The sequence below is a fragment of the Thioalkalivibrio sp. ALMg13-2 genome (genome assembly GCF_000381185.1).
GTDB classification, from domain to species: Bacteria; Pseudomonadota; Gammaproteobacteria; order Ectothiorhodospirales; family Ectothiorhodospiraceae; genus Thioalkalivibrio; species Thioalkalivibrio versutus.
This window is the reverse complement of record NZ_KB906102.1, coordinates 217,016-239,388: the sequence shown is the minus strand read 5'-3', so window position 1 is coordinate 239,388 and position 22,373 is coordinate 217,016. Positions and strand designations below refer to the sequence as shown.

General features: G+C 67.6%; 23 protein-coding genes and 1 pseudogene. 20 read left to right on the top strand and 4 right to left on the bottom strand.

Annotated features, from left to right (window positions below):
* Nucleotides 1-493: 493 nt before the first annotated feature.
* Nucleotides 494-973, bottom strand: a complete 480-nt coding sequence (gene smpB, locus F618_RS0103805; RefSeq protein ID WP_018938998.1) for an SsrA-binding protein SmpB — start codon at nt 971-973, stop codon at nt 494-496.
* Between the two features lie 198 nt (nt 974-1,171).
* Between smpB and F618_RS0103800 the strand changes: the two genes are divergently transcribed.
* From F618_RS0103800 to F618_RS0103790, 3 genes are read left to right on the top strand one after another with little or no spacing between them, the layout of a single operon-like run.
* Entirely contained in the window at nt 1,172-2,530 is a 1,359-nt protein-coding gene (locus tag F618_RS0103800; RefSeq protein WP_018168070.1) for a sodium-dependent transporter, read from the top strand.
* Nucleotides 2,530-2,970: a type II toxin-antitoxin system RatA family toxin gene (locus F618_RS0103795; protein ID WP_018145393.1), complete on the top strand. Its 441-nt coding sequence runs from the start codon at nt 2,530-2,532 to the stop codon at nt 2,968-2,970. The genes F618_RS0103800 and F618_RS0103795 overlap by 1 nt, the downstream gene beginning before the upstream one ends.
* 28 nt (nt 2,971-2,998) lie before the next feature.
* A complete protein-coding gene (locus tag F618_RS0103790) occupies nt 2,999-3,352 on the top strand; it encodes an RnfH family protein (protein ID WP_018145394.1) in 354 nt (117 codons plus the stop codon).
* A 41-nt stretch (nt 3,353-3,393) separates the two neighbouring features.
* Here F618_RS0103790 and F618_RS0103785 read toward each other — a convergent pair whose 3' ends face one another.
* A complete protein-coding gene (locus tag F618_RS0103785) occupies nt 3,394-3,756 on the bottom strand; it encodes an outer membrane protein assembly factor BamE (RefSeq protein ID WP_018145395.1) in 363 nt (120 codons plus the stop codon).
* Between the two features lie 98 nt (nt 3,757-3,854).
* On the opposite strand from F618_RS0103785, the gene fur reads away from it, so the two are divergent.
* Together fur and F618_RS16565 are read left to right on the top strand one after the other, a co-directional pair.
* Nucleotides 3,855-4,280: a ferric iron uptake transcriptional regulator gene (gene fur / locus F618_RS0103780; RefSeq protein ID WP_018145396.1), complete on the top strand. Its 426-nt coding sequence runs from the start codon at nt 3,855-3,857 to the stop codon at nt 4,278-4,280.
* 422 nt (nt 4,281-4,702) lie between these two features.
* Nucleotides 4,703-4,961, top strand: a pseudogene (locus F618_RS16565) (hypothetical protein).
* Nucleotides 4,962-5,253: 292 nt separating this feature from the next.
* Here the strand turns inward: F618_RS16565 and F618_RS0103775 are convergent.
* A complete protein-coding gene (locus F618_RS0103775; protein ID WP_019567785.1) occupies nt 5,254-5,943 on the bottom strand; it encodes a glutathione S-transferase family protein in 690 nt (229 codons plus the stop codon).
* Nucleotides 5,944-6,049: 106 nt separating this feature from the next.
* On the opposite strand from F618_RS0103775, the gene F618_RS0103770 reads away from it, so the two are divergent.
* The 12 genes from F618_RS0103770 to F618_RS0103715 all read left to right on the top strand — a co-directional run bounded on the left by F618_RS0103770 (nt 6,050) and on the right by F618_RS0103715 (nt 16,538).
* Nucleotides 6,050-6,490: an RNA-binding S4 domain-containing protein gene (locus F618_RS0103770; protein ID WP_018938995.1), complete on the top strand. Its 441-nt coding sequence runs from the start codon at nt 6,050-6,052 to the stop codon at nt 6,488-6,490.
* Complete coding sequence (locus F618_RS0103765) at nt 6,487-6,957, top strand: NUDIX hydrolase (RefSeq protein WP_019567784.1); 471 nt, start codon at nt 6,487-6,489, stop codon at nt 6,955-6,957. Before F618_RS0103770 ends, F618_RS0103765 begins: the two co-directional genes overlap by 4 nt.
* A 52-nt stretch (nt 6,958-7,009) precedes the next feature.
* On the top strand, nt 7,010-8,449 hold the full coding sequence (pcnB, locus tag F618_RS0103760) for a polynucleotide adenylyltransferase PcnB (protein ID WP_019567783.1): 1,440 nt from the start codon (nt 7,010-7,012) through the stop codon (nt 8,447-8,449).
* Entirely contained in the window at nt 8,446-8,991 is a 546-nt protein-coding gene (gene folK, locus F618_RS0103755) for a 2-amino-4-hydroxy-6-hydroxymethyldihydropteridine diphosphokinase (RefSeq protein ID WP_019562814.1), read from the top strand. The genes pcnB and folK overlap by 4 nt, the downstream gene beginning before the upstream one ends.
* The gene (locus F618_RS0103750) at nt 8,988-9,638 is read left to right on the top strand and encodes a deoxynucleoside kinase (RefSeq protein ID WP_019567782.1); all 651 of its coding nucleotides are present in this window, start codon (nt 8,988-8,990) and stop codon (nt 9,636-9,638) included. Before folK ends, F618_RS0103750 begins: the two co-directional genes overlap by 4 nt.
* Before the next feature lie 34 nt (nt 9,639-9,672).
* Entirely contained in the window at nt 9,673-10,467 is a 795-nt protein-coding gene (gene panB / locus F618_RS0103745; protein ID WP_018952115.1) for a 3-methyl-2-oxobutanoate hydroxymethyltransferase, read from the top strand.
* A gap of 30 nt (nt 10,468-10,497) precedes the next feature.
* Nucleotides 10,498-11,376, top strand: a complete 879-nt coding sequence (gene panC / locus F618_RS0103740) for a pantoate--beta-alanine ligase (protein WP_019567781.1) — start codon at nt 10,498-10,500, stop codon at nt 11,374-11,376.
* A 320-nt stretch (nt 11,377-11,696) separates the two neighbouring features.
* The gene (gene panD / locus F618_RS0103735; protein WP_018144141.1) at nt 11,697-12,077 is read left to right on the top strand and encodes an aspartate 1-decarboxylase; all 381 of its coding nucleotides are present in this window, start codon (nt 11,697-11,699) and stop codon (nt 12,075-12,077) included.
* Nucleotides 12,078-12,145: 68 nt separating this feature from the next.
* Nucleotides 12,146-13,306, top strand: coding sequence for an ADP-forming succinate--CoA ligase subunit beta (sucC, locus tag F618_RS0103730; protein WP_019567780.1), 1,161 nt, complete (start codon nt 12,146-12,148; stop codon nt 13,304-13,306).
* Complete coding sequence (gene sucD / locus F618_RS0103725; protein ID WP_018175814.1) at nt 13,303-14,178, top strand: succinate--CoA ligase subunit alpha; 876 nt, start codon at nt 13,303-13,305, stop codon at nt 14,176-14,178. The genes sucC and sucD overlap by 4 nt, the downstream gene beginning before the upstream one ends.
* Before the next feature lie 7 nt (nt 14,179-14,185).
* Entirely contained in the window at nt 14,186-15,880 is a 1,695-nt protein-coding gene (locus F618_RS0103720) for an NAD+ synthase (protein WP_019567779.1), read from the top strand.
* Between the two features lie 319 nt (nt 15,881-16,199).
* Nucleotides 16,200-16,538 carry a P-II family nitrogen regulator gene (locus tag F618_RS0103715; protein ID WP_017940393.1) on the top strand — a complete coding sequence of 113 codons (339 nt, stop codon included), beginning with the start codon at nt 16,200-16,202 and terminating at the stop codon, nt 16,536-16,538.
* Between the two features lie 263 nt (nt 16,539-16,801).
* Here the strand turns inward: F618_RS0103715 and F618_RS0103710 are convergent, their stop codons facing one another.
* Entirely contained in the window at nt 16,802-17,644 is an 843-nt protein-coding gene (locus F618_RS0103710) for an outer membrane protein assembly factor BamD (RefSeq protein WP_018144137.1), read from the bottom strand.
* Between the two features lie 79 nt (nt 17,645-17,723).
* Here F618_RS0103710 and rluD point away from each other — a divergent pair, with 79 nt between their 5' ends.
* The 3 genes from rluD (at nt 17,724) to clpB (ending at nt 22,311) form a co-directional block, all read left to right on the top strand.
* Complete coding sequence (gene rluD / locus F618_RS0103705) at nt 17,724-18,683, top strand: 23S rRNA pseudouridine(1911/1915/1917) synthase RluD (RefSeq protein ID WP_019567778.1); 960 nt, start codon at nt 17,724-17,726, stop codon at nt 18,681-18,683.
* On the top strand, nt 18,676-19,458 hold the full coding sequence (pgeF, locus tag F618_RS0103700) for a peptidoglycan editing factor PgeF (protein WP_019567777.1): 783 nt from the start codon (nt 18,676-18,678) through the stop codon (nt 19,456-19,458). Before rluD ends, pgeF begins: the two co-directional genes overlap by 8 nt.
* 270 nt (nt 19,459-19,728) lie before the next feature.
* Nucleotides 19,729-22,311 carry an ATP-dependent chaperone ClpB gene (gene clpB, locus F618_RS0103695; RefSeq protein WP_019567776.1) on the top strand — a complete coding sequence of 861 codons (2,583 nt, stop codon included), beginning with the start codon at nt 19,729-19,731 and terminating at the stop codon, nt 22,309-22,311.
* The last annotated feature ends 62 nt before the right edge of the window (nt 22,312-22,373 follow it).

Genomic DNA, 22,373 nt, shown 5'->3' with positions numbered 1-22,373 from the left:
GAGCGTGCCGAAGATGCTCGAAGACCTAGCCATCATCCACCGGCAGGAACGCTGGGATCGCCGTTGTCTTGACCTTCCTCCCCGTTGTCGTCGCGCCGAGTGGAGAGGCTTTTCGCGGGACGATTCTAAATAGACACGGGGCGCTGGATGTCTGAGCGGAGCCGCAGGCGCAGCGAGTTCAGCGCCGCCCGCGAAAAGCCTCGGAGCGAGGGAAACCCCGGCCCGCGCAGCGGGCCGGGGTCGCGGCAGTCGGGCGTGTTTCTTGGGTGCTTCTTTGCACGAGCAAAGAAGCCAGTTTTTGATCAACAACGGGCGCGGTGCGCTCGCGAGAGAGCGCGTGGCAGGCGGCCAGACGAAGCCCCCGTAAACACCGGAGGGCGAACCAAGGCCAGCCACAGCCTGGCAGGCGACGGACCGAAGGCACCGTAAACGGCGAGTGACGGGGCAGGGACATCCGGCGCGAGCCGGAATGGGGATGGTGGGCGGGGCGGCGTTAGCCGTGCTTCAGGATCCGCGCCCGCTCGCGTTCCCAGTCCTTGTCCTTCTTGTCAGCGCGCTTGTCGTATTCCTTCTTGCCCTTGGCGAGGCCGATCTCGAGCTTGGCTCGCCCGCGCTTCCAGTACAGAGCCATGGGCACCAGGGTGTAGCCCTTGCGCTCCACCGCGCCGACCAGGCGGTTGATCTCCGAGCGATGCAGCAGCAGCTTGCGCGTGCGGCTGGGATCCGGATTGATATGGGTGGAGGCGGTCGGCAACGGGGTGATGTGGGCCCCGAACAGGAAGGCCTCGCCGTTGCGCAGCAGCACGTAGGCCTCGCTCAGCTGCGCGCGGCCCGCGCGCATCGACTTGACCTCCCAGCCCTCGAGCTCCATCCCCGCCTCCAGGCGGTCCTCGATGAAGAATTCGTGGCGCGCCTTGCGGTTGAGGGCGATGGTGCTGGACGGTTCCTTGGCTTGTTTCTTGTTCTTTCCCATAACCCGGGCAGTGTACTGCAGGCGGGCGGCCGAAGCAGTCCGAATGTCCGGGCGCGCGGGGTGAAAGTTGAGCCGGGCGACCCGCTGCCCCACAATTCCGGCGGACCCGGCGATGCGCTTGCGCGACCGGCCCTGGCCGCTGCCGGGGGCGGCGGCCCGCGGGAGCGCCCCCCGTCTCCGTTCAACAAGGAGTCACCGATGCCAGCCACGACCTCGATCCACGGGCAATGGACGACCCGTCTGGCCTTTATTCTCGCGGCCACGGGTTCGGCCGTTGGCCTGGGCAATATCTGGCGTTTCCCCTATATCGCCGGTGAGAACGGGGGGGGCGCCTTCGTGCTGGTTTATCTCGGCTGCATCCTTTTGATCGGCCTGCCGGTGATGATGGCGGAGATCCTGCTGGGCCGGCGCGGGCGGCAGAGCCCGATCAATACCATGTCGGCGCTGGCGCGCGAGGAGGGCCTGACGCGCGCGTGGGGCATGATCGGCTGGATCGGGGTGCTGGCCGGTTTCCTGATCCTGTCGTTTTACAGCGTGGTCGCCGGCTGGTCGCTGTCGTACGTCTTCAAGTCGGGGACCGGCGGCTTTCTCGGGCTGGATGCAGATGGCTCGGAGTCGATGTTCGGCAACATGCTGGCGGACCCGGAGGCCCTGCTGGCCTGGCACACCATCTTCATGGTGATGACGGCGATGGTGGTCGCGCGTGGGGTGCAGTCCGGCCTGGAGAAGGCGGTGACCATTCTGATGCCGCTGCTGTTCGTGATGCTGGTGGTGATGGTCGGCTATGCGATGGTCGAGGGGCAGTTCCTCGCCGGACTGGAGTTCCTGCTGTATCCGGACTTCTCCGCGCTGTCCGCCAACGCGGTTCTGCTGGCGATGGGCCAGGCCTTCTTTACGCTCAGCCTGGGCATGGGCGCGATCATGATCTACGGCAGCTATCTGCAGAGCGATGCGTCGATCGCGCGCACCTCCGCGGCGGTGGTCGGGGCGGACACCCTGGTCGCCATCATGGCCGGGCTGGCGATCTTCCCCATCGTGCTCGGGGCCGGGCTGTCGGCCGAGCAGGGGCCGGGGCTGATCTTTGTGACCCTGCCGCTGGCCTTTGCCGACATGCCGGGCGGGCTGTATTTCGGCACCATGTTCTTCGTGTTGCTGGTGTTTGCGGCCTGGACCTCGGCGATCTCCATCATCGAGCCGGCGGTCGCCTTCCTGGTCGAGAACATGGGGCTGACCCGGGTGATGGCGACCGCGATGATCGCCATCGGGGCCTGGTTCCTCGGCATCGGCGCATTGCTGTCGCTGAACGTCTGGTCCGACTACACCCTGTTCGACATGGGCATCCTGGACCTGCTGGATTACGTGACGGCCAACATCCTGCTGCCGCTGGGTGGGTTCCTGATCGCGATCTTCGTGGGCTGGCGCATGACCGAGCGCTCGGTGCAGTCCGAGCTGCGCCTCAAGCACCCGGTCCTTTACCAGGTCTGGTACTTTCTGGTGCGTTTCGTCGCGCCGGTCGCGATCCTGTTTGTGTTCCTGCGCGCCGTGGAGTTGATCTGATGGCCTCGAAGATTCGCCGCTACGCGGACGTGCCCTACAGCCGTGAGCAGATGTTCAATCTGGTGAATGACGTAGACGCCTATCCGCAGTTCCTGCCCGGCTGCCGCAGTGCCTCCGCGCGCCCGCGTGGCGAGCACGAGGTGGAGGGCACGATCGAGCTGGCCAAGGGGGCGCTGCACAAGTCGTTCACCACCCGGAACACGCTCAAGCGCCCGGAAAGCATCGACATGCGCCTGGTCTCCGGGCCGTTCCGACGCCTGCACGGGACCTGGAGCTTTACCGAGGTCGAGGGCGGCAAGACCCGCATCGCCCTGGAGCTGGAGTTCGAGTTTGCCAACCGGCTCATGGCCTTTGCGATTGGCCCGGTGTTCACTCAGATTGCCAATTCGCTGGTGGATGCCTTTGTCCAGCGCGCGCGCGAGGTCCACGGTGACGGATAGCCACGTGGCACCGGCCGCAGAGGGCGGCATGATCCGGGTGGAGATTGCCTACGCGCGGCCCGACCGGCAGGTGATCCTGCCGCTGGTGGTGCCCGAGGGCACGACGGTCGATACCGCGCTGCGCCAGTCGGAGATTGAACTGCAGTTTCCCGAGATCGATCTGGACAACGCCAAGGTCGGGATCTTCGGCAAGATCACCCGTAGGGACACCGTGCTGCGCCCACGCGACCGCATCGAGGTTTATCGCCCGCTGATCGCGGATCCGAAGGAGGTGCGGCGCCAGCGTGCCGACAAGGGGCGCAAGAAAAAGCCGGGCAAGGGTGACGCCGGCGCCGCCGACGACAAGCCGAAGGAGGCGCCGGCCGACAACGCGAAGGAGTAGCAGGGGCTTGCGGCGGCGAAATATGCCGCCGCGCGCGGGTGTCAGTCGTTGTCTCTGTCGACCGGATGCTCGTCCAGCGCCACCGGCTGCGGGATGTCGGCATCCACATGGCTGACTACGCCGTTGTCGAAATGCACGGTCACTCGCTGGCGTTCGGTGGAGCCGAAGCCTGGACGGCGATAGTAGACGTAGTCCCAGCGGTCATCGGCCCGGAAGGCGGGCTCCAGCTGGGGCGACCCCATCAGGAAGCGGACCTGCTGCGGGGTCATGCCGGGCTGGATCTGGGCCACCTGTACGGGGTCGATCACATTGCCCTGCTGGACATCCAGACGGAACTGGTTGAGGCCGCCGCAGGCGCTCAGCAGGCTTGCGGCCACGGCGATAGAAATGAGAATCTTGATCATCTGAGCGGGCGGTCCTCGGCGTCTGGTGGGCCGTGAACGCGCATGGTACACCAAAGCGTCCCGCCTCTCTCAAGCGGACGGGACCGGGAAAACGGGCAATGGAAACGAGTAATCTCAAGAAGGCCGGGCTCAAGGTCACGCTGCCGCGGATGAAGATCCTCGAGATCCTCGAGAACTCGGAGACCCGTCACCTGACGGCCGAGGCGATCTATCGCGAGCTGCTCGATTCCGGCGAGGAAATCGGTCTGGCCACGGTGTATCGCGTGCTGACGCAGTTCGAGGCGGCCGGGCTGGTTTGCCGCCTGCACCTGGAGGGCAACCAGGCGGTGTTCGAGCTGGAGCGGGGCGGGCACCATGACCATATCGTCTGCAACCAGTGCGGGCGGGTCGAGGAGTTCTTCGACGAGACCATCGAGCGGCGTCAGCGCGAGGTGGCGCAGCACCACGGCTTTGCCATCAAGGACCACGCGCTGGTCCTGTACGGCGACTGCACCGACAGCGCCTGCCCGCACCGCCCCGCCTGACCTCGCGCTTCCCGTAGTTTCTTCCCCGCTGCACCGACGCGACGCACACGGCGTGTGATGCGGGCTCGCTCTCGGTCCTTTTCGCGCTCAGTTGTGGCTGGCCCGGGTTCGGCATCTGGTGTTTACCTTGCCTCCGGTCCGCCGCCTGCCATGCGCTGACTCGCCAGCGCGCCGCGAGGTACTTCTTTGCTCGTGCAAAGAAGTACCCAAGAAACACGCCCGACTGCCGCGACCCCGGCCCGCTGTGCGGGCCGGGGTTTCCCTCGCTCCGAGGCTTTTCGCGTGCGGCGCTGAACTCGCTACGCCTGCGGCTCCGCTCAAACATCCAGCGCCTTGAATCCCGCGAAAAGCCTCTCCACTCGGCGCGACGACAACGGGGAGGTAGGTCCAAACAACGGCTATCCCGGCGCTATGGCCAATAGATGATGGCTAGGTGTTCATACATCTTCGGCACGCTCGGCCTTCGGCCATGGCGTGCCGCGCCCGCGGAGCGGGCGCCGGGGGGCGTAGGATGTGATGAGCGCAGCGAATCGCATCAGGGTTTCGCGCGGCGTGGGGAACGGTGCGTTTCGCTGCGCTCAACGGCACCCTACGGGATACCGCCTGTTTTGACCTTACTCTTCCCGTATGGAGCCCCTCGCGGAGGGCGTGATGGGCCGGAAGAAGGCGCTGGATGTCTGAGCGGAGCCGCAGGCGCAGCGAGTTCAGCGCCGCCGGCCCGGCGCGTCCGCAGCAAGGTTCCCGGGCGGAATCCGGGGGCCCTTCTTTGGGCACTTTCTTGGGCAAGCAAGAAAGTGCCTCGCGGTGCGCTCGCGAGAGAGCGCGTGGCAGTAAGCGGACCGAAGCCACCGTAAACACCGGAGGGCAAACCATGGCCAGCCACAACCAGGCAGGCGGCGGACCGAAGGCAAGGTAAACGCCGGATGACGAACCGAGGCCGACCTCCGGGGCAGGAGGTCGGGCGAAGCTGGGTTCAGGTGTGCTCGTCGAGCTGCGCGGCGAAATGCGCTGGCGCAAAGCCGTCCTGCTGGCGCAGGTAGTCGGCCAGTTGTGCCGCAAAGTCGGTCGGGACGGAGTCCTGCACGGCCGGCATCTCGCGCAGCTGGTCCCAGCGGGCCGCAAGGCGCGGAAAGGCCTCGGTCTCCCAGGGGCTGTCCGGATCCTCCAGCAGCGCATAGCGCATCAGGATCGGGGCCAGGGTGGCATCAATCAGCGAGAAGCCGGGCGCGGCCAGGCGGCCGTCCTGCGTCATCTGCTGTTCCAGGCGCTCCAGCCCGCGTGCGGCAGTGTGGCGCGCCAGCTCGAAGGCATCCTCGGTGGTCGCGGTCATCCAGTGGTACTGGGCAAAGGTCTGTTCCGAGAGGTACTCGATCCAGGCCCGGGTGCGTGCCTGTTCCAGCGGGTCGGTCGGCATCAGCGCGGGCGGGGTAATGGCATCGATATATTCGTTGATCACGGCCGACTCGAACAGCACCGTATCGTGGTCGACGATCAACAGCGGAACCTTGCCCAGGGGCGAGCGTTCGCGGAACCAGTCCGGCGGGTTGGCCAGATCGATCAGGCTCAGCTCGAACGGCGCCTCCTTGTATTTCAGTGTGATCACGCTACGCTGAACGAACGGACAGATGGCGAAACTGATCAGGTGCAGATGCGGCAGATTCATGGTGGTCTTCGGCGTCCGCAGGTGGGGCGGGGCCCCGATCCGGGTCGCCGGTTCCTCGCTATTAAAGGGGGCGCATTGTCTCCCCTCGTGATGTCGCGGGAAAGCCTTGGGCAAGGGTAGCGGCCACAACGGGGCGCCCGGCGCCGGGCTGCGGATCGACAAATGGCTTTGGGCCGCCCGTTTCTACAAGACGCGCGGCCTCGCCAGCGAGGCGGTCGGCGGCGGCAAGGTCCACGTGAACGGCGAGCGCTGCAAGCCGGCGCGTCGGGTGCACACCGGTGATCGCCTGACCATCCACCGCGGCCCGCAGGTCTGGGAGCTGGATGTGGTCCATTTGAGCGATCAGCGACGGCCGGCGCGCGAAGCCCAGGCGCTGTACACCGAGACCGAAGAAAGCCAGGCCCGGCGCGCGGCCGAAAGCGAACGCCGGCGCGCCGAGCGCGCGGTCGCGGACAGCGCCCCCAGCCGGCGCCCGGACAAGCGCGAGCGGCGCAAGATCCGCCGCTTTATTCGCCAGGACGGCAGCGACAGGAGTGAATCCGAGTGAGCAACCCCGAAGGCTCGAGTGGCCCGCCCGTCACACCCCGGCTGGCGGTGGACATGGTCATCCGCCACTCGGCGCAGCCCGGTCGTGTGCTGGTGATCGAGCGCCACAACCCCCCGCACGGCTGGGCCCTGCCGGGCGGCTTCGTCGACGTCGGTGAGTCGACCGAGAATGCCGCGGTACGCGAGGCGCGCGAAGAGACCGGGCTGGAGGTCGAGCTGGAGGCGTTGCTGGGGGTGTATTCCGACCCGCAGCGCGACCCGCGCGGGCACACCGTCAGCGCGGTCTACATCGCGCGGGGCCGGGGCGAGGCCAGGGCCGGGGATGACGCTGCCGACTGCGCCTGGCTGGACCCGGAAGACCCGGGCCAGGTGCTGGTCTTCGACCACCGACGTATCCTCGACGACTATCGGCGCTGGCGCCTGACCGGCGAAACCGCCGCCCCGCGTCCGGTACAAAAAACGGGATGAATCCGGCCAAGCTGTTACCATACGGCGCTTTCGACCACCGATACGGTATCGCGTGACAAAGGCTGACCCCGCAACCCCGTCCCGGCCCGACAGCGAGCTGCCGGAACCGCGCGTCTACGAGCGTGCGGAGCACGGCATCTCGCGCGCGGCGATCGACGACAACGCCCTGAAGGTGCTTTATCGGCTGCGCGAGGCCGGTTATCGCGCCTGCCTGGTGGGCGGCGGCGTGCGCGACCTGCTGCTGGGCCGCGAGCCGAAGGACTTCGATGTCGCCACCGACGCCACCCCCGAGCAGGTGCGTGGCCTGTTCCGCAACTGCCGTCTGATCGGGCGTCGCTTTCGCCTGGCGCATGTGCTGTTCGGACGCGAGATGATCGAGGTGGCGACCTTCCGCGCGCCGCATGACGACGAGTCCGAGGACGAAGGCCAGGTCGCGCTGAGCGAGGAAGGTCGTATCCTGCGCGACAATCGCTACGGCACCATCGAGCAGGATGCGGTGCGCCGCGACTTCACCATCAACGCCCTGTATTACGACATCGAGGATTTCTCGGTGCTGGATTACACCGGTGGGTTCGAGGACCTGCGCGCGGGCGAGCTGCGCCTGATCGGCGACGACGTCGAGACGCGCCTGCGCGAAGACCCCGTGCGCATGCTGCGAGCGGTTCGCTTCGCCGCCAAGCTGGGTCTGACCATCGCGCCGGAGGTCGAGGCCGGCATCCTTGATCTCGCCTCGCTGATGCAGATGGTAGCCCCGGCGCGGCTGTTCGACGAGGTGATCAAGCTGTTCCACAGCGGTGCGGCGGTCACCTGTCTGGACGAGCTGGAACGCCTCGGCCTGTTCGAGCCGATGTTCCCCGAGGCTGCGGCCTGCTTTGCCGATCCGGACGTTGGCCCCGAGCGCCGCCAGTTCCTGGTCGAGTCGCTGCTGAATACCGACAAGCGCATCAATGAAGGCCTGGGTGTGAACCCGGCGTTCCTCTACGCGGCGATCCTCTGGGCCCCGGTGCAGGTGGCCGCGGCCAAACGGATCGCGGCCGACGAACAGGAGATTCCGGCCTGGCAGCAGGCGATGGCCGAGGTGCTGGATCGTCAGGTGAAGACGGTGTCCATTCCCAAACGCTTCAGCCTGATTGTGCGCGAGATCTGGGAACTCCAGGCGCGGCTGGAGCGCCACCGTGGTGGCCGTGCGCTGCGCCTGCTGACGCATCCGCGCTTTCGCGCCGGTTATGACTTTCTCTGCCTGCGCGCCCGCGCCGGCGATGCCGACCCCGAGCTGTGTCAGTGGTGGACCGAGATCCAGGAGCTGGACGAGGACGCACAGAAGGCCATGGCGGGTGCCCAGGGCAAGGGTGTTCCCAAAGGGGATGGCAAGGCTGGAGCCAAGAGCAAGTCACGCCGTGGCGGCCGGCGCCGGCGTCGGGGACGCAAGGGCGGCGCCGGCGCGAGCGCCGATGCGGGCGCAAACCCGGAATCGGGGGGTGGCGGCGAATGAGCAGCGTGCCTGCCCGCGGCGTGCACGCGTTCATCGGGATCGGCGCCAACCTGGGTGACCCCGAGACGCAGGTGCGGGACTCCTTTGCCCGGCTGGCGCATGAGTTGCCGCAAACGCGTCTGATCGGGCGCTCGCGGCTGTTCCGTAACCCGCCGATGGGCCCGCAGGACCAGCCCGACTACGTGAACGCCGTGGCCCGTCTGCACACCCGGCTGGAGCCGCTGGACCTGCTGGCGGAGCTGCAGGCCATCGAGTGCGCCTGCGGGCGCGAGCGGGACGGTACCCGCTGGGGGCCGCGCCTGCTGGATCTGGACCTGCTGCTGTTCGGCGAGCAGTCGCTGGATCTGCCGGGGCTGAAGGTGCCGCACGCCGGGATTGCCGAGCGCGACTTTGTGATCCTGCCGCTGCTGGAGCTGGCGCCGTCGCTGCAGATCCCGGGAGTGGGGTCGCTGGATCGGCTGGCGCAGCGCTTCGACGGTGCGAGCCTGATCCCGATCGCGGAACCGCAGGAGGCCGTGGCGACTGCGGAGGGACGCGGATGAGCCTTGCCGATTTCGATTTCATCGCGGTAGAGGGACCGATTGGGGTCGGCAAGTCCAGCCTGGCCAAGCGCCTGGCCGAGCACCTGCAGGCGGAGGGCATCTTCGAGGCCCCGGACGAGAACCCTTTCCTGGATCGCTTCTATCAGGAGCCGGACAAGCACGCCCTGGCGACCCAGTTGCACTTTCTGGTGCAGCGCGTGCGCCAGCTGACGCCGCTGGCGCAGAAGGGCCTGTTCGAACAGAGCCATGTGTCCGACTACCTGATGGACAAGGACCCGCTGTTCGCCGAGTTGAACCTGCATCCGGACGAGCTGGAGATCTACCGCGAGATGTTCCGCCATCTGCGCGGGGGGCTGCCGCGCCCGGACCTGGTGGTCTACCTGCAGGCGCCGGTGGAGGTGCTGCAGGAGCGCATCCGCCGCCGGGCGCGACCGTACGAACGTCACATCGAGGCCGGTTATCTGGAGCGCTTGAACGCGGCCTATGCGGAATTCTTCTATCATTTCGAAGGACCGGCGCTCGTGATTGTGAACGCCACCGAGATCGACTGGGTGAACAACCCGGCCGACTTTGACCAGCTGGTGCAGTTCCTGGAGCCGATCCAGGGCGGGCGGCACTACTTCAACCCGTTGCCGATCTCGCTTTGAGGCTGGCAAGCCGGACTGCCCGGGAGGCATGAGCATGCGTCCGATTACCGTGAATACCCTGGCCCAGCGCAAGCATGCGGGTGAACCCATCGCTTGCCTCACGGCCTATGATGCAGCCTTCGCCGGGTTGCTGGATCGCTGTGGGGTCGACGTGATCCTGGTCGGCGATTCCCTGGGCATGGTGGTCCAGGGGCATGCGACCACCTTGCCAGTGACGCTGGAGGACATGGTCTACCATGTAGCCAACGTGGCCCGCGGCAGTGAGAACGCGCTGATCATGGCCGACATCCCGTTCCTTGGCGATGTCGATCCCGCTACCGCGCTGATCCAGTCCGGGGCGCTCCTGCGCGCCGGGGCTCACATGGTCAAGGTGGAATGCGGCGCGATGGAGGTCCCCGTGGTCGAGCGCCTGGTCGCCGCCGGGATTCCCGTCTGTGCCCATCTGGGCCTGACCCCGCAGGCGGTGCACCGTCTCGGCGGGCACCGCGTGCAGGGGCGCGACCCGAAGGCGGCGGCGGAGCTGGAATCCCTGGCCGCCCAGCTGGAGAACGCCGGGGCCCAGGCCCTGCTGCTGGAGGGTATCCCCGAAAGCCTGGCCGATGTCATCGTGCGCAGTGCAGGGGTCCCGGTGATCGGGATTGGCGCCAGCCCGCGTTGCGATGGTCAAGTGCTTGTCTTGACCGACGTGATCGGCCTGACGCCCGAGCCGCCGCGCTTCGCGCGCGATTTCCTTGCCGAGGGCGGTTCCCTGGAGGGCGCCGTCCGCGGATACTGTGATGCGGTGCGGGCGCGAGCCTTCCCCGAATCCGGCGTGCATACCTTCAGTTAACTGCGTTTCCCAAAGGATGGATCCTGGCCCATGAGAATCCTGCGTGATCGGCCGCAACTGGTGGCCATGCATCGAGAGTGGTCCCGCAAGGGGCGCGGTACCGTGGCGCTGGTGCCCACGATGGGCAACCTCCACGAGGGCCATATGACCGTGATCCGGCATGCCCGGGCGCGGGCCCAGCGGGTGGTGGTGTCGATCTTCGTCAATCCGCTGCAATTCGACCGCGCCGAGGATCTGGAGCGCTATCCGCGCACCCTCGACGAGGACGCCCGGCTGGCGACGAATGTCGGTGTGGACGCCTTGTTCTGTCCCAGTGAAGAGGACATGTACCCTGCCGACGGCCTGCCCCCGGTGCAGGTCGTGGTGCCGGTGCTTTCCGAGATCCTGGAGGGTGCCTATCGCCAGGGGCACTTTGAGGGCGTGGCCACCGTGGTGACCAAGCTGTTCAACCTGGTGCGCCCGGATCTGGCCCTGTTCGGCGAGAAGGATTACCAGCAGTTCAAGTTGATCGAGCGCATGGTGCAGGGGCTCGACATCCCCACCCGGGTGGAGGCAGTCCCGACCGTGCGCGAGCCGGATGGCCTGGCCTTCAGTTCACGCAACAGCCAGCTGTCGGAAGAGGCGCGGGCCGTGGCACCCGAGCTCAAGCGGGTGCTGGACGAGGTGGCGACCGTCTGCCGCACGGCCACCAAAGTGGACGCCGACCGCATCGCCGAGGTGGAGGCCCGCGCCAGCGAGCGTCTGCGCGAGGCCGGCTTCGAGCCCGAATACCTCTCCATCCGCCGTGCGGAAGATCTGATGGCGCCGGCAACCGATGTGCCCCTGGCCGAGCAGGACCTGGTGGTCCTGGCCGCCGTCTGGCTGGAAGGCGTCCGCCTGATCGACAACGTCCGCACCCGTACCGACTGACGCTGCTTGTTTCGGCTACCCCGAAGTACACGAAGAAATTCAAGAGTCATCCACAGAAGACGGGCAGGTTAAAGGGTGAGGGTGGTGCTGCGGGGCGCTGACAATCGGTAACGTTCTTGCGGGCCCCCGAACGCCGGGTCCATTCCTTTTTTGCCACTCGTTCTGTCTTCCAGCCTGCCTGTAAATCGCCCTCGAATTTCTCCGTGTCTTCGCGCGCTTCACGGTGAAAAACCATCGACTCGAGAAGGCGCGTTTGCCGTATCCGCCGGGATCGCGGATAATTTTCCGCCCTTCCGAGGTTCAAGCCGGGAATTCGCCGTATGTTTGTCACCATGCTGAAAGGCAAGCTGCATCAGGGCCGGGTCACGCATTGCGAGCTGGAATACGAGGGCTCCTGTGCCATCGACACGCGCCTGCTGGACGCCGCCGGCATCCTGCCGTTCGAGCAGATCCAGATCTACAACGTCGACAACGGCGAGCGCTTTACCACCTACGCGATCGAGGGCGAGGCCGGCTCCGGGATCATTTCGGTCAACGGCGCGGCCGCACACAAGGCCGCCGTGGGCCATCGCGTGATCATCTGTGCCTATGGCCAGATGGAGGCCGCCGAGGCCCGCGAATTCACGCCCGACCTGGTCTATCTCGACGCCGGCAACCGCATCGTGCGCACCGGTAACGGCATCCCGGTCCAGGCCGCTTAAGAACACTCTCCTTCGCGCGCGCCTCCCGCAGTTGTCGGGCCGGGGCTGCGCCGCTATCCTCGACGCCCATGAATCTCCACGAATTCCAGGCCAAGGCGCGCTTTCGCGACGCCGGTATCCCCGTCCCCGAAGGTCAGGTGATCGACGCCGTCGAGCAGGTCTCCGGGGCCTGGCAGGCGCTGGGTGCCGAGCGCGCGCTGGTCAAGGCCCAGGTGCACTCGGGTGGTCGCGGCAAGGCCGGTGGCGTGGTCATGGCGGATTCCGCCGATGCTGCGCGCGAGGCGGCGGAAAAGCTGTTGGGGTCGCGCCTGGTGACCGGCCAGAGCGGCCCCGACGGACTGCCAGTGGACCAGCTGCTGCTGGAGCCGGCGGCGGACATCGCCCGCGAGTTCTATTTCGCGATGCTGGTGGATCGTTCGCGCGAGCGCCTGGCGCTGGTGGTCTCCGCCGAGGGCGGCATGGACATCGAGACCCTGGCGGCGGAGCGCCCCGAGGCCGTGGTGACCTTGCCGATCCATCCGGCCACCGGCGTGATGCCCTTCCACGGCCGCCGGGTCGCCGCCACTCTGGGCCTGTCCGGCGACGCGGCGAAGGCGATGGCGCAACTGGTGACCAATGCCCATGCCCTGTTCCAGCAGCTCGACGCGCAGCTCCTCGAGATCAACCCGCTGGTGCTGACCCATGAGGATCAGCTGCTGGCGATCGACGCCAAACTGACCATCGACGACTCCGCTGCCTACCGCCAGAAGGCGCTGTTCGCGGAGCGTGACGTGCGCCAGCGCGACCCTGCCGAGGAACAGGCGCACGAGCACGACCTCAACTACATCCGCCTGGACGGCTCGATTGGCTGCATGGTCAACGGCGCTGGGCTGGCAATGGCGACCATGGACCTGATCCAGCACCACGGCGGCTCGCCGGCCAACTTCCTCGATGTCGGCGGCGGTACGACGGTGGAGCGGGTCACCGCAGCGTTCAAGCTGATCCTGTCGGACCCATCGGTGAAGGCGGTGCTGGTGAATATCTTTGGCGGCATCGTGCGCTGCGACCTGATCGCTGAGGGCATTATCGCCGCGATCCGCGAGATCCAGGTTCAGGTGCCGGTGGTGGTGCGCCTGGAGGGCACCAACGCCGAGCAGGGCCGCGCCGCGCTGGCCAACTCCGGCCTGGACGTGATCCCGGCCGCCGATCTGGACGCGGCGGCGCGCGCCGTGGTGGAGGCCGTGGCATGAGCATCCTCGTCGACCGCGACACCCGGGTGATCTGCCAGGGCTTCACCGGCAAGCAGGGCAGTTTTCACTCGGAGCAGGCCATCGCCTACGGCACGCGCCTGGTCGGGGGCGTGACCCCGGGCAAGGGCGGCCAGGCCCACCTGGATCGGCCGGTGTTCGATACCGTCGCCGATGCGGTGGCGCAGACCGGCGCCACGGTCAGCATGATCTACGTCCCGGCGCCGTTTGCGGCCGACGCGATCTGCGAGGCGGCGGATGCCGGGATCGAACTGGCCGTTTGCATCACCGAGGGCATCCCGGTCCAGGACATGGTGCGGGTCAAACAGGTACTGGCCGGCAGCCCCACGCGCCTGATCGGCCCGAATTGCCCGGGCATCATCACCCCGGAGGCCTGCAAGGTCGGGATCATGCCCGGCTATATCCACAGCCGCGGGCGCATCGGCATCATCTCGCGCTCGGGCACCCTGACCTACGAGGCGGTCAAGCAGACCTCGGACCTCGGGCTTGGTCAGAGCACCTGCGTGGGCATCGGCGGTGACCCGATCCAGGGCCTCGACTTTGTCGACTGCCTGCGCCTGTTCCGCGATGACCCGGAGACCGACGGCGTGCTGATGGTGGGCGAGATCGGCGGTGATGCCGAGGAACGCGCCGCACGTTACATCGCGGACGAATTCGACAAGCCGGTAGCCGCCTATATTGCCGGCGCCACGGCGCCCCCGGGGCGGCGCATGGGTCATGCCGGCGCGATCATCGCCGGTGGCCAGGGTACCGCGGAGCAGAAGATGACGGCCCTGCGCGAGGCCGGGGCGACCGTGGCGGAGAGCCCGGCCGAGCTGGGCGCCGCGATGCAGTCCGCGCTCGCCCGCGCCTGAGTCGCCGATGACCTCGGACCAGCCTCTGCGTCTGGCCCTGGCCCAGATCAATCCGGTCGTGGGCGGGCTGGACGACAATCGCCACCAAATCCTCGAGGCCATCGAGCAGGCCCGTGCCGGTGGCGCCCGCGCGGTGGTTTTCCCCGAACTCGCGGTCACCGGCTATCCCCCCGAGGATCTGCTGCTGCGCCCGGCCTTCCTGCTGGGCGTGGAGCGCGCGGTGGTGGCGATCACCAGGGCGGCGCGGGATATCGACGTGATCCTGGGTGCCCCGGTGCAGGGAGATGGCGGCCTGATCAATGCGGCCCTGTGGCTGCGCGACGGGGCCTGTATCGCGCGCTACGCCAAGCAGGTTCTGCCTAACTATTCGGTATTCGACGAGCAGCGCTATTTCGTTGCTGGCGATGCCCCCTGCGTGGTCGAGCTGGATGGCTGGCAGATCGGGCTGACCGTCTGCGAGGACATCTGGCAGCCGGGTCCGGCCGCCGGGGCGCAGGTTGCCGGGGCCGAGCTCCTGCTGAATCTCAACGCCTCGCCCTACCACCGCGGCAAGGCCGAGGAACGCCTGCAGGTGGTCGGGGCGCGGGTGGCCGAGACCGGCTGCCCGGTGGTCTACGTGAACCAGGTGGGCGGGCAGGACGAACTGGTGTTCGACGGCCGCTCGTTCGTGCACGACCCGGTCAACGGGGCCCGCGCCGTGCTGCCCGCCTGGGCCACCGGCCAGGGCCAGGTAGAGGCAAGTCGCAGTGCGCAGGGGCCGGTCCTGCGATCCCGCGACGAGCACATGCATCTGTCCGCCTGCGACATTCTTCCGACCCTGACCGACCCCGGCCCGGAACCGGACGAGGCGGACGCCCGTGACCTCTATCAGGCGCTGATGATCGGCATCCGTGACTACGTGAGCAAGAACGGCTTCCCGGGGGTATTGCTGGGCCTGTCTGGCGGCATCGACTCCGGCCTGACCGCGGCCTTGGCGGCGGATGCGCTGGGCCCGGCGGCGGTGACCGCGGTGATGATGCCCTATCGTTACACCGCCTCGATGAGCATCGAGGATGCGGAGGCGCAGGCGCGGCTTCTGGGCCTCGAATACCACGAGATCGCCATCGAGCCGATGGTGGAGAGCTTCATGGCCGGGCTCGGGGATGCCCTGGCGGCGTATCCGGCCGGGGCGGGAGACGTGACCGAACAGAACCTGCAGGCGCGCGCTCGCGGCGTGCTTCTGATGGCGCTGTCCAACCGCAGCGGCAAGCTGCTGCTGGCCACCGGCAACAAGTCCGAGATGGCGGTGGGCTATTCCACGCTGTACGGCGACATGAATGGCGGTTTCGCGCCACTGAAGGACGTCTCCAAGCAGTGGGTGTACCGCCTGGCACGCTGGCGCAACACGTGCGGCGCGGCGATCCCGCCGCGGGTGATCGAGCGCCCGCCCAGCGCCGAGCTGGCGCCGGACCAGCAGGATGCCGACTCGCTGCCGCCATACGATGTGCTGGACGCGATCCTCGAGGCCTTCGTCGAGCAGGAGCGGTCGGTCGCCGAGATCGTCGCCCAGGGCTTCGACCGCCCCACGGTGGAGCGCATCGCGCGCATGGTGTTCATCGCCGAGTACAAGCGCCGCCAGGCCGCGCCGGGGGTGCGGGTCAGCCCGCGCGCCTTCGGCCGCGACCGGCGCTACCCGATTACCTCGGGGTATCGTCCGGATTGAGCGATACGCGACGGCGGACGCGGGCACCGTCATTGCGAGGAGGCGAAGCCGACGCGGCACAAAAGCAGCGAAGCTGCGTTGAACGGCCGCAGGCCGGCCCGAAGGGCGAGCGTAGCGAGTAACCTCCGTCCGGAACCACCGATGTCCGCCTTGGCCGGCATCGGGGCACCCACGGAGATCGCCACGGCGCTGCGCGCCTCGCAATGACGGGGGCCTCGGACCGCGCCGGGGCGGATCGGCCAGCGCAGCGCCGGGGGTTTGATACACTTCCAGATGTGAGACAAGCGCCCGCGCAGCGGGCTCAACCAAAGGGATTCGCATGAAGAAGATCGAGGCGATCATCAAGCCGTTCAAGCTGGAAGATGTCCGCGAGGCCCTGACCGAGATGGGCATTGCCGGCATGACCGCGACCGAGGTTCAGGGTTTCGGGCGCCAGAAGGGCCACACGGAACTCTACCGGGGCGCGGAATATGTGGTCGACTTCCTGCCCAAGGTGAAGCTGGAACTGGTGGTGGACGACGACCGTGTCGATCCCTGCATCGACGCGATCGTGAAGGCCTCGCGCACCGGCAAGATCGGGGACGGCAAGATCTTCGTGTCCGACATGTCGCGCGTGGTCCGCATCCGCACCGGCGAAGAGGGCAGCGAGGCCCTCTAGCAGGGCGGAGTTACGGGCATCGTCATTGCGAGGCCCCGCAGGGGCCGTGGCACAAAAGCAGCGAAGCTGCGTTGAACGGCCGCAGGCCGGCCCGAAGGGCGAGCGTAGCGAGTAACCTCCGTCCGGAACCACTGGATCCCGGCGCTCTGCGAACATCAAGAGGTTGCCACGTCGGCTTCGCCTCCTCGCAATGATGGTGCCACCCCCAAGGTGGTGCGGGGCGCCGGCCGGGGATGGCTTTACGGTTGCGCCGCTTTCCCCGCTTAATTCGTCAGGAAGGGGATGCGGTCCATCACGCGCCACAGGCCGCGGCGTTCCTCGCCTTCCAGTTCCACCGGTTCGCCGGCGCGCACGGCGACGGCGGCATCCGGGTAGTTCAGTTCCAGCACCGTCATGGTGTTCTCGGCATGGTCTTCCAGGCCGAGTTCGGTGTAGGCGCGGTGCAGCACGGCCAGGGCCTTCGGCATCACCTCGGCCCCGGGATAGGTGGCCACCACGTTGCGCGCGCGCTGGGCCGCGGCGACCCAGGCGGTACGTTCCATGTAAAACTCTGCCACGCGCAGCTCGTAGGCGGCCAGTGCATTGCGGATGTAGAGCATGCGCTGGTAGGAGTCCGGGGCGTAGCGGCTGTCCGGGAATTCGCGGATCAGGCGGTCGAAGTCCTGGAAGGCCTGGTCGAAGGGTTCCGGGTCCATCTCGGCCGGGTCGCGCGGGAACAGGTTGGCGAGAAAGCCCTGCTGGCGGTTGAAGTTGATCAGCCCGCGCAGGTAGTACGCATAATCGAGGTTCGGATGCCGCGGGTTCAGCTGCACGAAGCGGTCCACGGCCGCCAGGGCGGGTTCCGGCTCGCCGGCCTTGTAGTAGGCATAGGGAATCTCGATCTGCGCCTGCTGGGCGTAGCGCCCGAACGGGTAGCGCGCCTCGAGTTTTTCGTAGTATTCGACGGCCTGATCGTAATTGCCCTCGTTCAGGGCGTTCTTGGCCTCGCCGTAGAGCTGACTGGCGGACCAGCCGAGCGTGGGGTCTTCGCGCCCGGCGCAGCCGGCGACCACGAGCGCCACGAACAGAACGACGAGCAGGCGCGATAGGTGCGGGACAGAAATCACGGCGAGGCCTCACAGATGAACCAAAGTCCAAGGATTCTACAACATCAAGCCCCGATGGCGACGAGCGGGAGGCTGCGCAATGAGTGAACCGCGTGAGGCCCATCTGCCGGAGGAGTCGGCCGGGCAGCGCCTGGATGCCGCGCTGGCGCAGCTGTTCCCCGAGTATTCGCGCAGCCAGTTGACCCAGTGGCTGAAGGAGGGCGCGCTGCGGGTGGACGGCGCCTCGCCGCGCCCGCGCACGCCGGTTCGAGGGGGTGAGCGGGTGGAACTGATCGCGCCGGACGCCCCGGTGCTGGCGGCGCAGCCCGAGGCCATAGCGCTGGATGTCCTGTACGAGGATGCGGCGGTGCTGGTGATCAACAAGCCGGCCGGGCTGGTGGCCCACCCGGCAGCCGGGCATCGCGACGGCACACTGGTCAATGCCCTGCTGCACCATGCCCCGGAACTGGCGCAGTTGCCGCGCGCGGGCGTGGTCCACCGCCTGGACAAGGACACCACCGGACTGATGGTGGTCGCGCGTACCCCGGAGGCGCAGACCGCCCTGGTGCGCCAGTTGCAGGCGCGCAGCGTGCACCGTGAGTACCGCGCGCTGGTCCAGGGTCGGGTGATCAGCGGTGCCACCATCGAGGAGCCGATCGGGCGCCACCCGGTGGATCGCAAGCGCCAGGCGGTGACCGGCGGTGGCAAACCTGCAGTCACGCATTACCGCGTGGCCGAACGCTTCCCCGCCCATACCCTGCTGAACGTGCGTCTGGAGACCGGCCGTACCCACCAGATCCGCGTACACATGGCGCATATCCGCCACCCGATCGTGGGCGACCTGACCTACGGCGGACGCCCGCGGCCGGTCAAGGGTATGGGTGAGGCGGCCAAGGCCACGGTGGCGGCCTTCAAGCGTCAGGCCCTGCATGCGGCGCGCCTGGAGTTCGAGCACCCGACCAGCGGCGAACCCTGCGCGTTCGAGGCCCCGCTACCGGAGGACTTCGAGGGCCTGCTTGCAGCCCTGCGCGCCGATGCCCGGGAGACCGGTGATGCCTGAGACCCTGCCCCTGCTGGCGCCGTCCCCCGGCGAACTGCCGGCCGGCGTGCGCGCGGTCCAGACCACGCGGGTGGGCGGCGTCAGTACCGGGCCCTGGGCCGCGCTGAACCTGGCGCTGCATACCGGCGATGACCCGGAGCATGTGGCGGAGAATCGGCGTCGGCTGGAACAGTCTTTGGGGCTGGGCGCGCCGATCACCTGGCCGCGCCAGGTCCACGGCACCGGCGTGACCAACGCCGACACCCTGCACGCGGCGCTGGAGGCCGGCGACGCGGCCGAGGCCGATGCGGTGGTCAGCGACCGGCCCGGGGTCGTCTGTGCGGTGCAGACCGCCGACTGCCTTCCGGTGGTGCTGGCGACCGCCGATGGCGCGGCAGTGGGGGTGGCGCATGCCGGCTGGCGCGGGCTGGCCGACGGGGTGCTGGAGGCCAGCGTGGAGGCCCTGAAGACGCTGCGCCCGGGGATGCCGATCCAGGCCTGGATGGGGGCGGCCATTGGCCCCGCGGCCTTCGAGGTGGGCCCCGAGGTCCGCGAGGCCTTTGTCGCGCACGACCCGGAGGCGGTTGCCGCGTTCTGCCCCGGCGCCGAGGGCCGCCTGCTGGCGGATCTCTACCTGCTGGCCCGGCAGCGCCTGCAGCGGGCCGGGGTGGCGCAGGTCGCCGGTGGCGGACGCTGCACCTTCAGCGAGGCGGATACCTTCTTTTCCTACCGCCGCGATGGCGAGACCGGCCGCATGGGCACCCTCGTCTGGGTCGATCCCGGCCACCTGCGATAACCCCGGCGCTCGGTCCGGCGCGAGGGTTACCCATGGAGATCGCCGCGTCGCTGCGCGCCTCGCGATGACGGTGCTTTTTCCTGCCCCCGTCATTGCGAGGCCCCGCAGGGGCCGTGGCGACCTCCGCGCGCCGCCCCGACGTTCGTTCGTGACGGTGTTGGCGTTTGTCTGATGCGGGCGGTTGCGTCCGTCTATCCTTGAAGGTCGGGGGATTGTCCCCATCATTGGTGTCAGTTCACCCAGATTTGACCGAGGGGTTTCCCAATGCGAATGGATCGCCTGACGACCAAGTTCCAGTCCGCCATCGCGGACGCACAATCGCTCGCGGTAGGCCGCGATCACCAGTTCATCGAACCGGCCCACCTCCTGCTGGCCTTGCTGGACCAGGAGGGCGGCACCATCCGCCACGTGCTCGACCGCGCCGGCGCCAACGTGCGCCAGCTGCGCTCCGCGCTGGGCGAGGCGCTGGACCGCCTGCCCAGGGTGGAGGGTGCCGCAGGCGAGGTGCATGTATCCAATGACCTGGGGCGCATGCTGAATGTCTGCGACAAGCTTGCCCAGGAGCGCAAGGACCAGTACATCCCCAGCGAGCTGTTCCTGCTCGCGGCGATCGCCGAGAAGGCCGGTGTGGGCGAGATGCTGCGCAACGCCGGCGCCAACAAGGACTCCCTGGAGAAGGCCGTGGACGACATGCGCGGCGGTGCCCAGGTGGACGACCCGAACGCCGAGGAGAACCGCCAGGCGCTGGACAAGTACACCATCGACCTCACCGAGCGCGCCGAGCAGGGCAAGCTCGATCCGGTGATTGGGCGTGACGAGGAGATTCGCCGTTCGATCCAGGTCCTGCAGCGGCGCACCAAGAACAACCCGGTGCTGATCGGCGAGCCCGGGGTCGGCAAGACCGCGATTGTCGAGGGCCTGGCCCAGCGCATCATCAACGGCGAGGTGCCCGAGGGCCTGAAGGACAAGCGCGTGCTTGCGCTGGATCTGGGCGCCTTGCTGGCCGGGGCCAAGTACCGCGGCGATTTCGAAGAGCGGCTGAAATCCGTGCTCAAGGAGCTGTCGCAGGAAGAGGGTCGCGTGATCCTGTTCATCGACGAGATCCATACGCTGGTGGGCGCCGGCAAGGCCGAGGGCGCAATGGACGCCGGCAATATGCTCAAGCCGGCGCTGGCACGTGGCGAGCTGCACTGCATCGGCGCGACCACGCTGGACGAATACCGCCAGAACATCGAGAAGGACGCCGCGCTGGAACGCCGTTTCCAGAAGGTGGTGGTCGACGAGCCCACGCTGGAAGACACCATCGCTATCCTGCGCGGTCTGAAGGAGCGCTACGAGGTCCACCACGGGATCGAGATCACCGACCCGGCGATCGTCGCCGCTGCGCAGCTGTCGCAGCGTTACATCACCGACCGCCAGCTGCCGGACAAGGCGATCGACCTGATCGACGAGGCCAGCTCGCGGATCCGCATGGAGATCGACTCCAAGCCCGAGGTCATGGATCGCCTGGAACGGCGCCTGATTCAGCTGAAGATCGAACGCGAGGCCCTGAAGAAGGAATCCGACGACGCCTCGAAGAAGCGGCTGGATACCCTGGAGGGCGAGATCGATCGCCTGGGGCGCGAGCTCTCCGATCTGGAAGAGGTGTGGAAGTCCGAGAAGGCCTCGGTCTCCGGCGCCGCACAATTGAAGGAAGAGCTCGAGCGCGCACGTACCGAGCTGGAGACCGCCCGCCGTGCCGGCGACCTGTCGCGCATGTCCGAGTTGCAGTACGGGCGCATCCCGGATCTGGAGAAGTCCCTGGCCATGGCCCACGAGATGGAGAGCCAGGAGACCCAGTTGCTGCGCACCAAGGTGACCGACGAGGAGGTCGCCGAGGTGGTTGCGCGCTGGACCGGCATCCCGGTCTCCAAGATGCTGGAGGGCGAGAAGGACAAGCTGCTGCGCATGGAAGAGGCCGTGGGTGATCGCGTGGTCGGCCAGACGGAAGCCGTGCGCGCGGTGGCCAACGCCATCCGCCGTTCGCGGGCGGGCCTGTCCGATCCGAACCGGCCGAATGGCTCGTTCCTGTTCCTCGGCCCGACCGGGGTCGGCAAGACGGAGCTGACCAAGGCGCTGGCGTCATTCCTGTTCGACACCGAAGAGTCCATGGTGCGCATCGACATGTCCGAGTTCATGGAGAAGCACTCGGTGGCGCGGTTGATCGGGGCGCCCCCGGGCTATGTCGGCTACGAGGAGGGCGGCTACCTGACCGAGGCCGTGCGCCGCAAGCCGTACTCCGTGATCCTGCTGGACGAGGTCGAGAAGGCGCATCCGGATGTCTTCAACGTGCTGTTGCAGGTGCTGGATGATGGTCGTCTGACGGACGGTCATGGGCGCACCGTGGACTTCCGCAACACGGTGATCGTGATGACTTCCAACCTCGGCTCGCAGCAGATCCAGGAGATGGCCGGCGAGGCGAACTACGACGCAATGAAGGCCGCGGTGATGGAGATCGTCGGGCAGCACTTCCGCCCCGAGTTCATCAACCGCGTGGATGATGTGGTGGTGTTCCACCCGCTGGAGCGCGAGCAGATCCGGGCGATTGCCGGCATCCAGCTGCAGTTCCTGCGCAAGCGTCTGGAGGAGCGCGATCTGGGGCTCACCATCACCGACGCCGCGCTCGATCACCTGGGCGCCGCCGGTTTCGACCCGGTGTACGGCGCGCGTCCACTCAAGCGGGCCATCCAGACGCAGATGGAAAACCCGCTGGCCCAGTCGTTGCTGTCCGGCGAATTCGGCCCCGGCGATACCATCGAGGTGGAACTGGCTGGCGACCAGCTTGCCTTTACCCGGGCTGCCGCTGCTGCCTGACCGGGTTGTCGCTGTTCCGATCCAACAAGGCCCGCCCCGTGCGGGCCTTTTTTGGGTCCGGG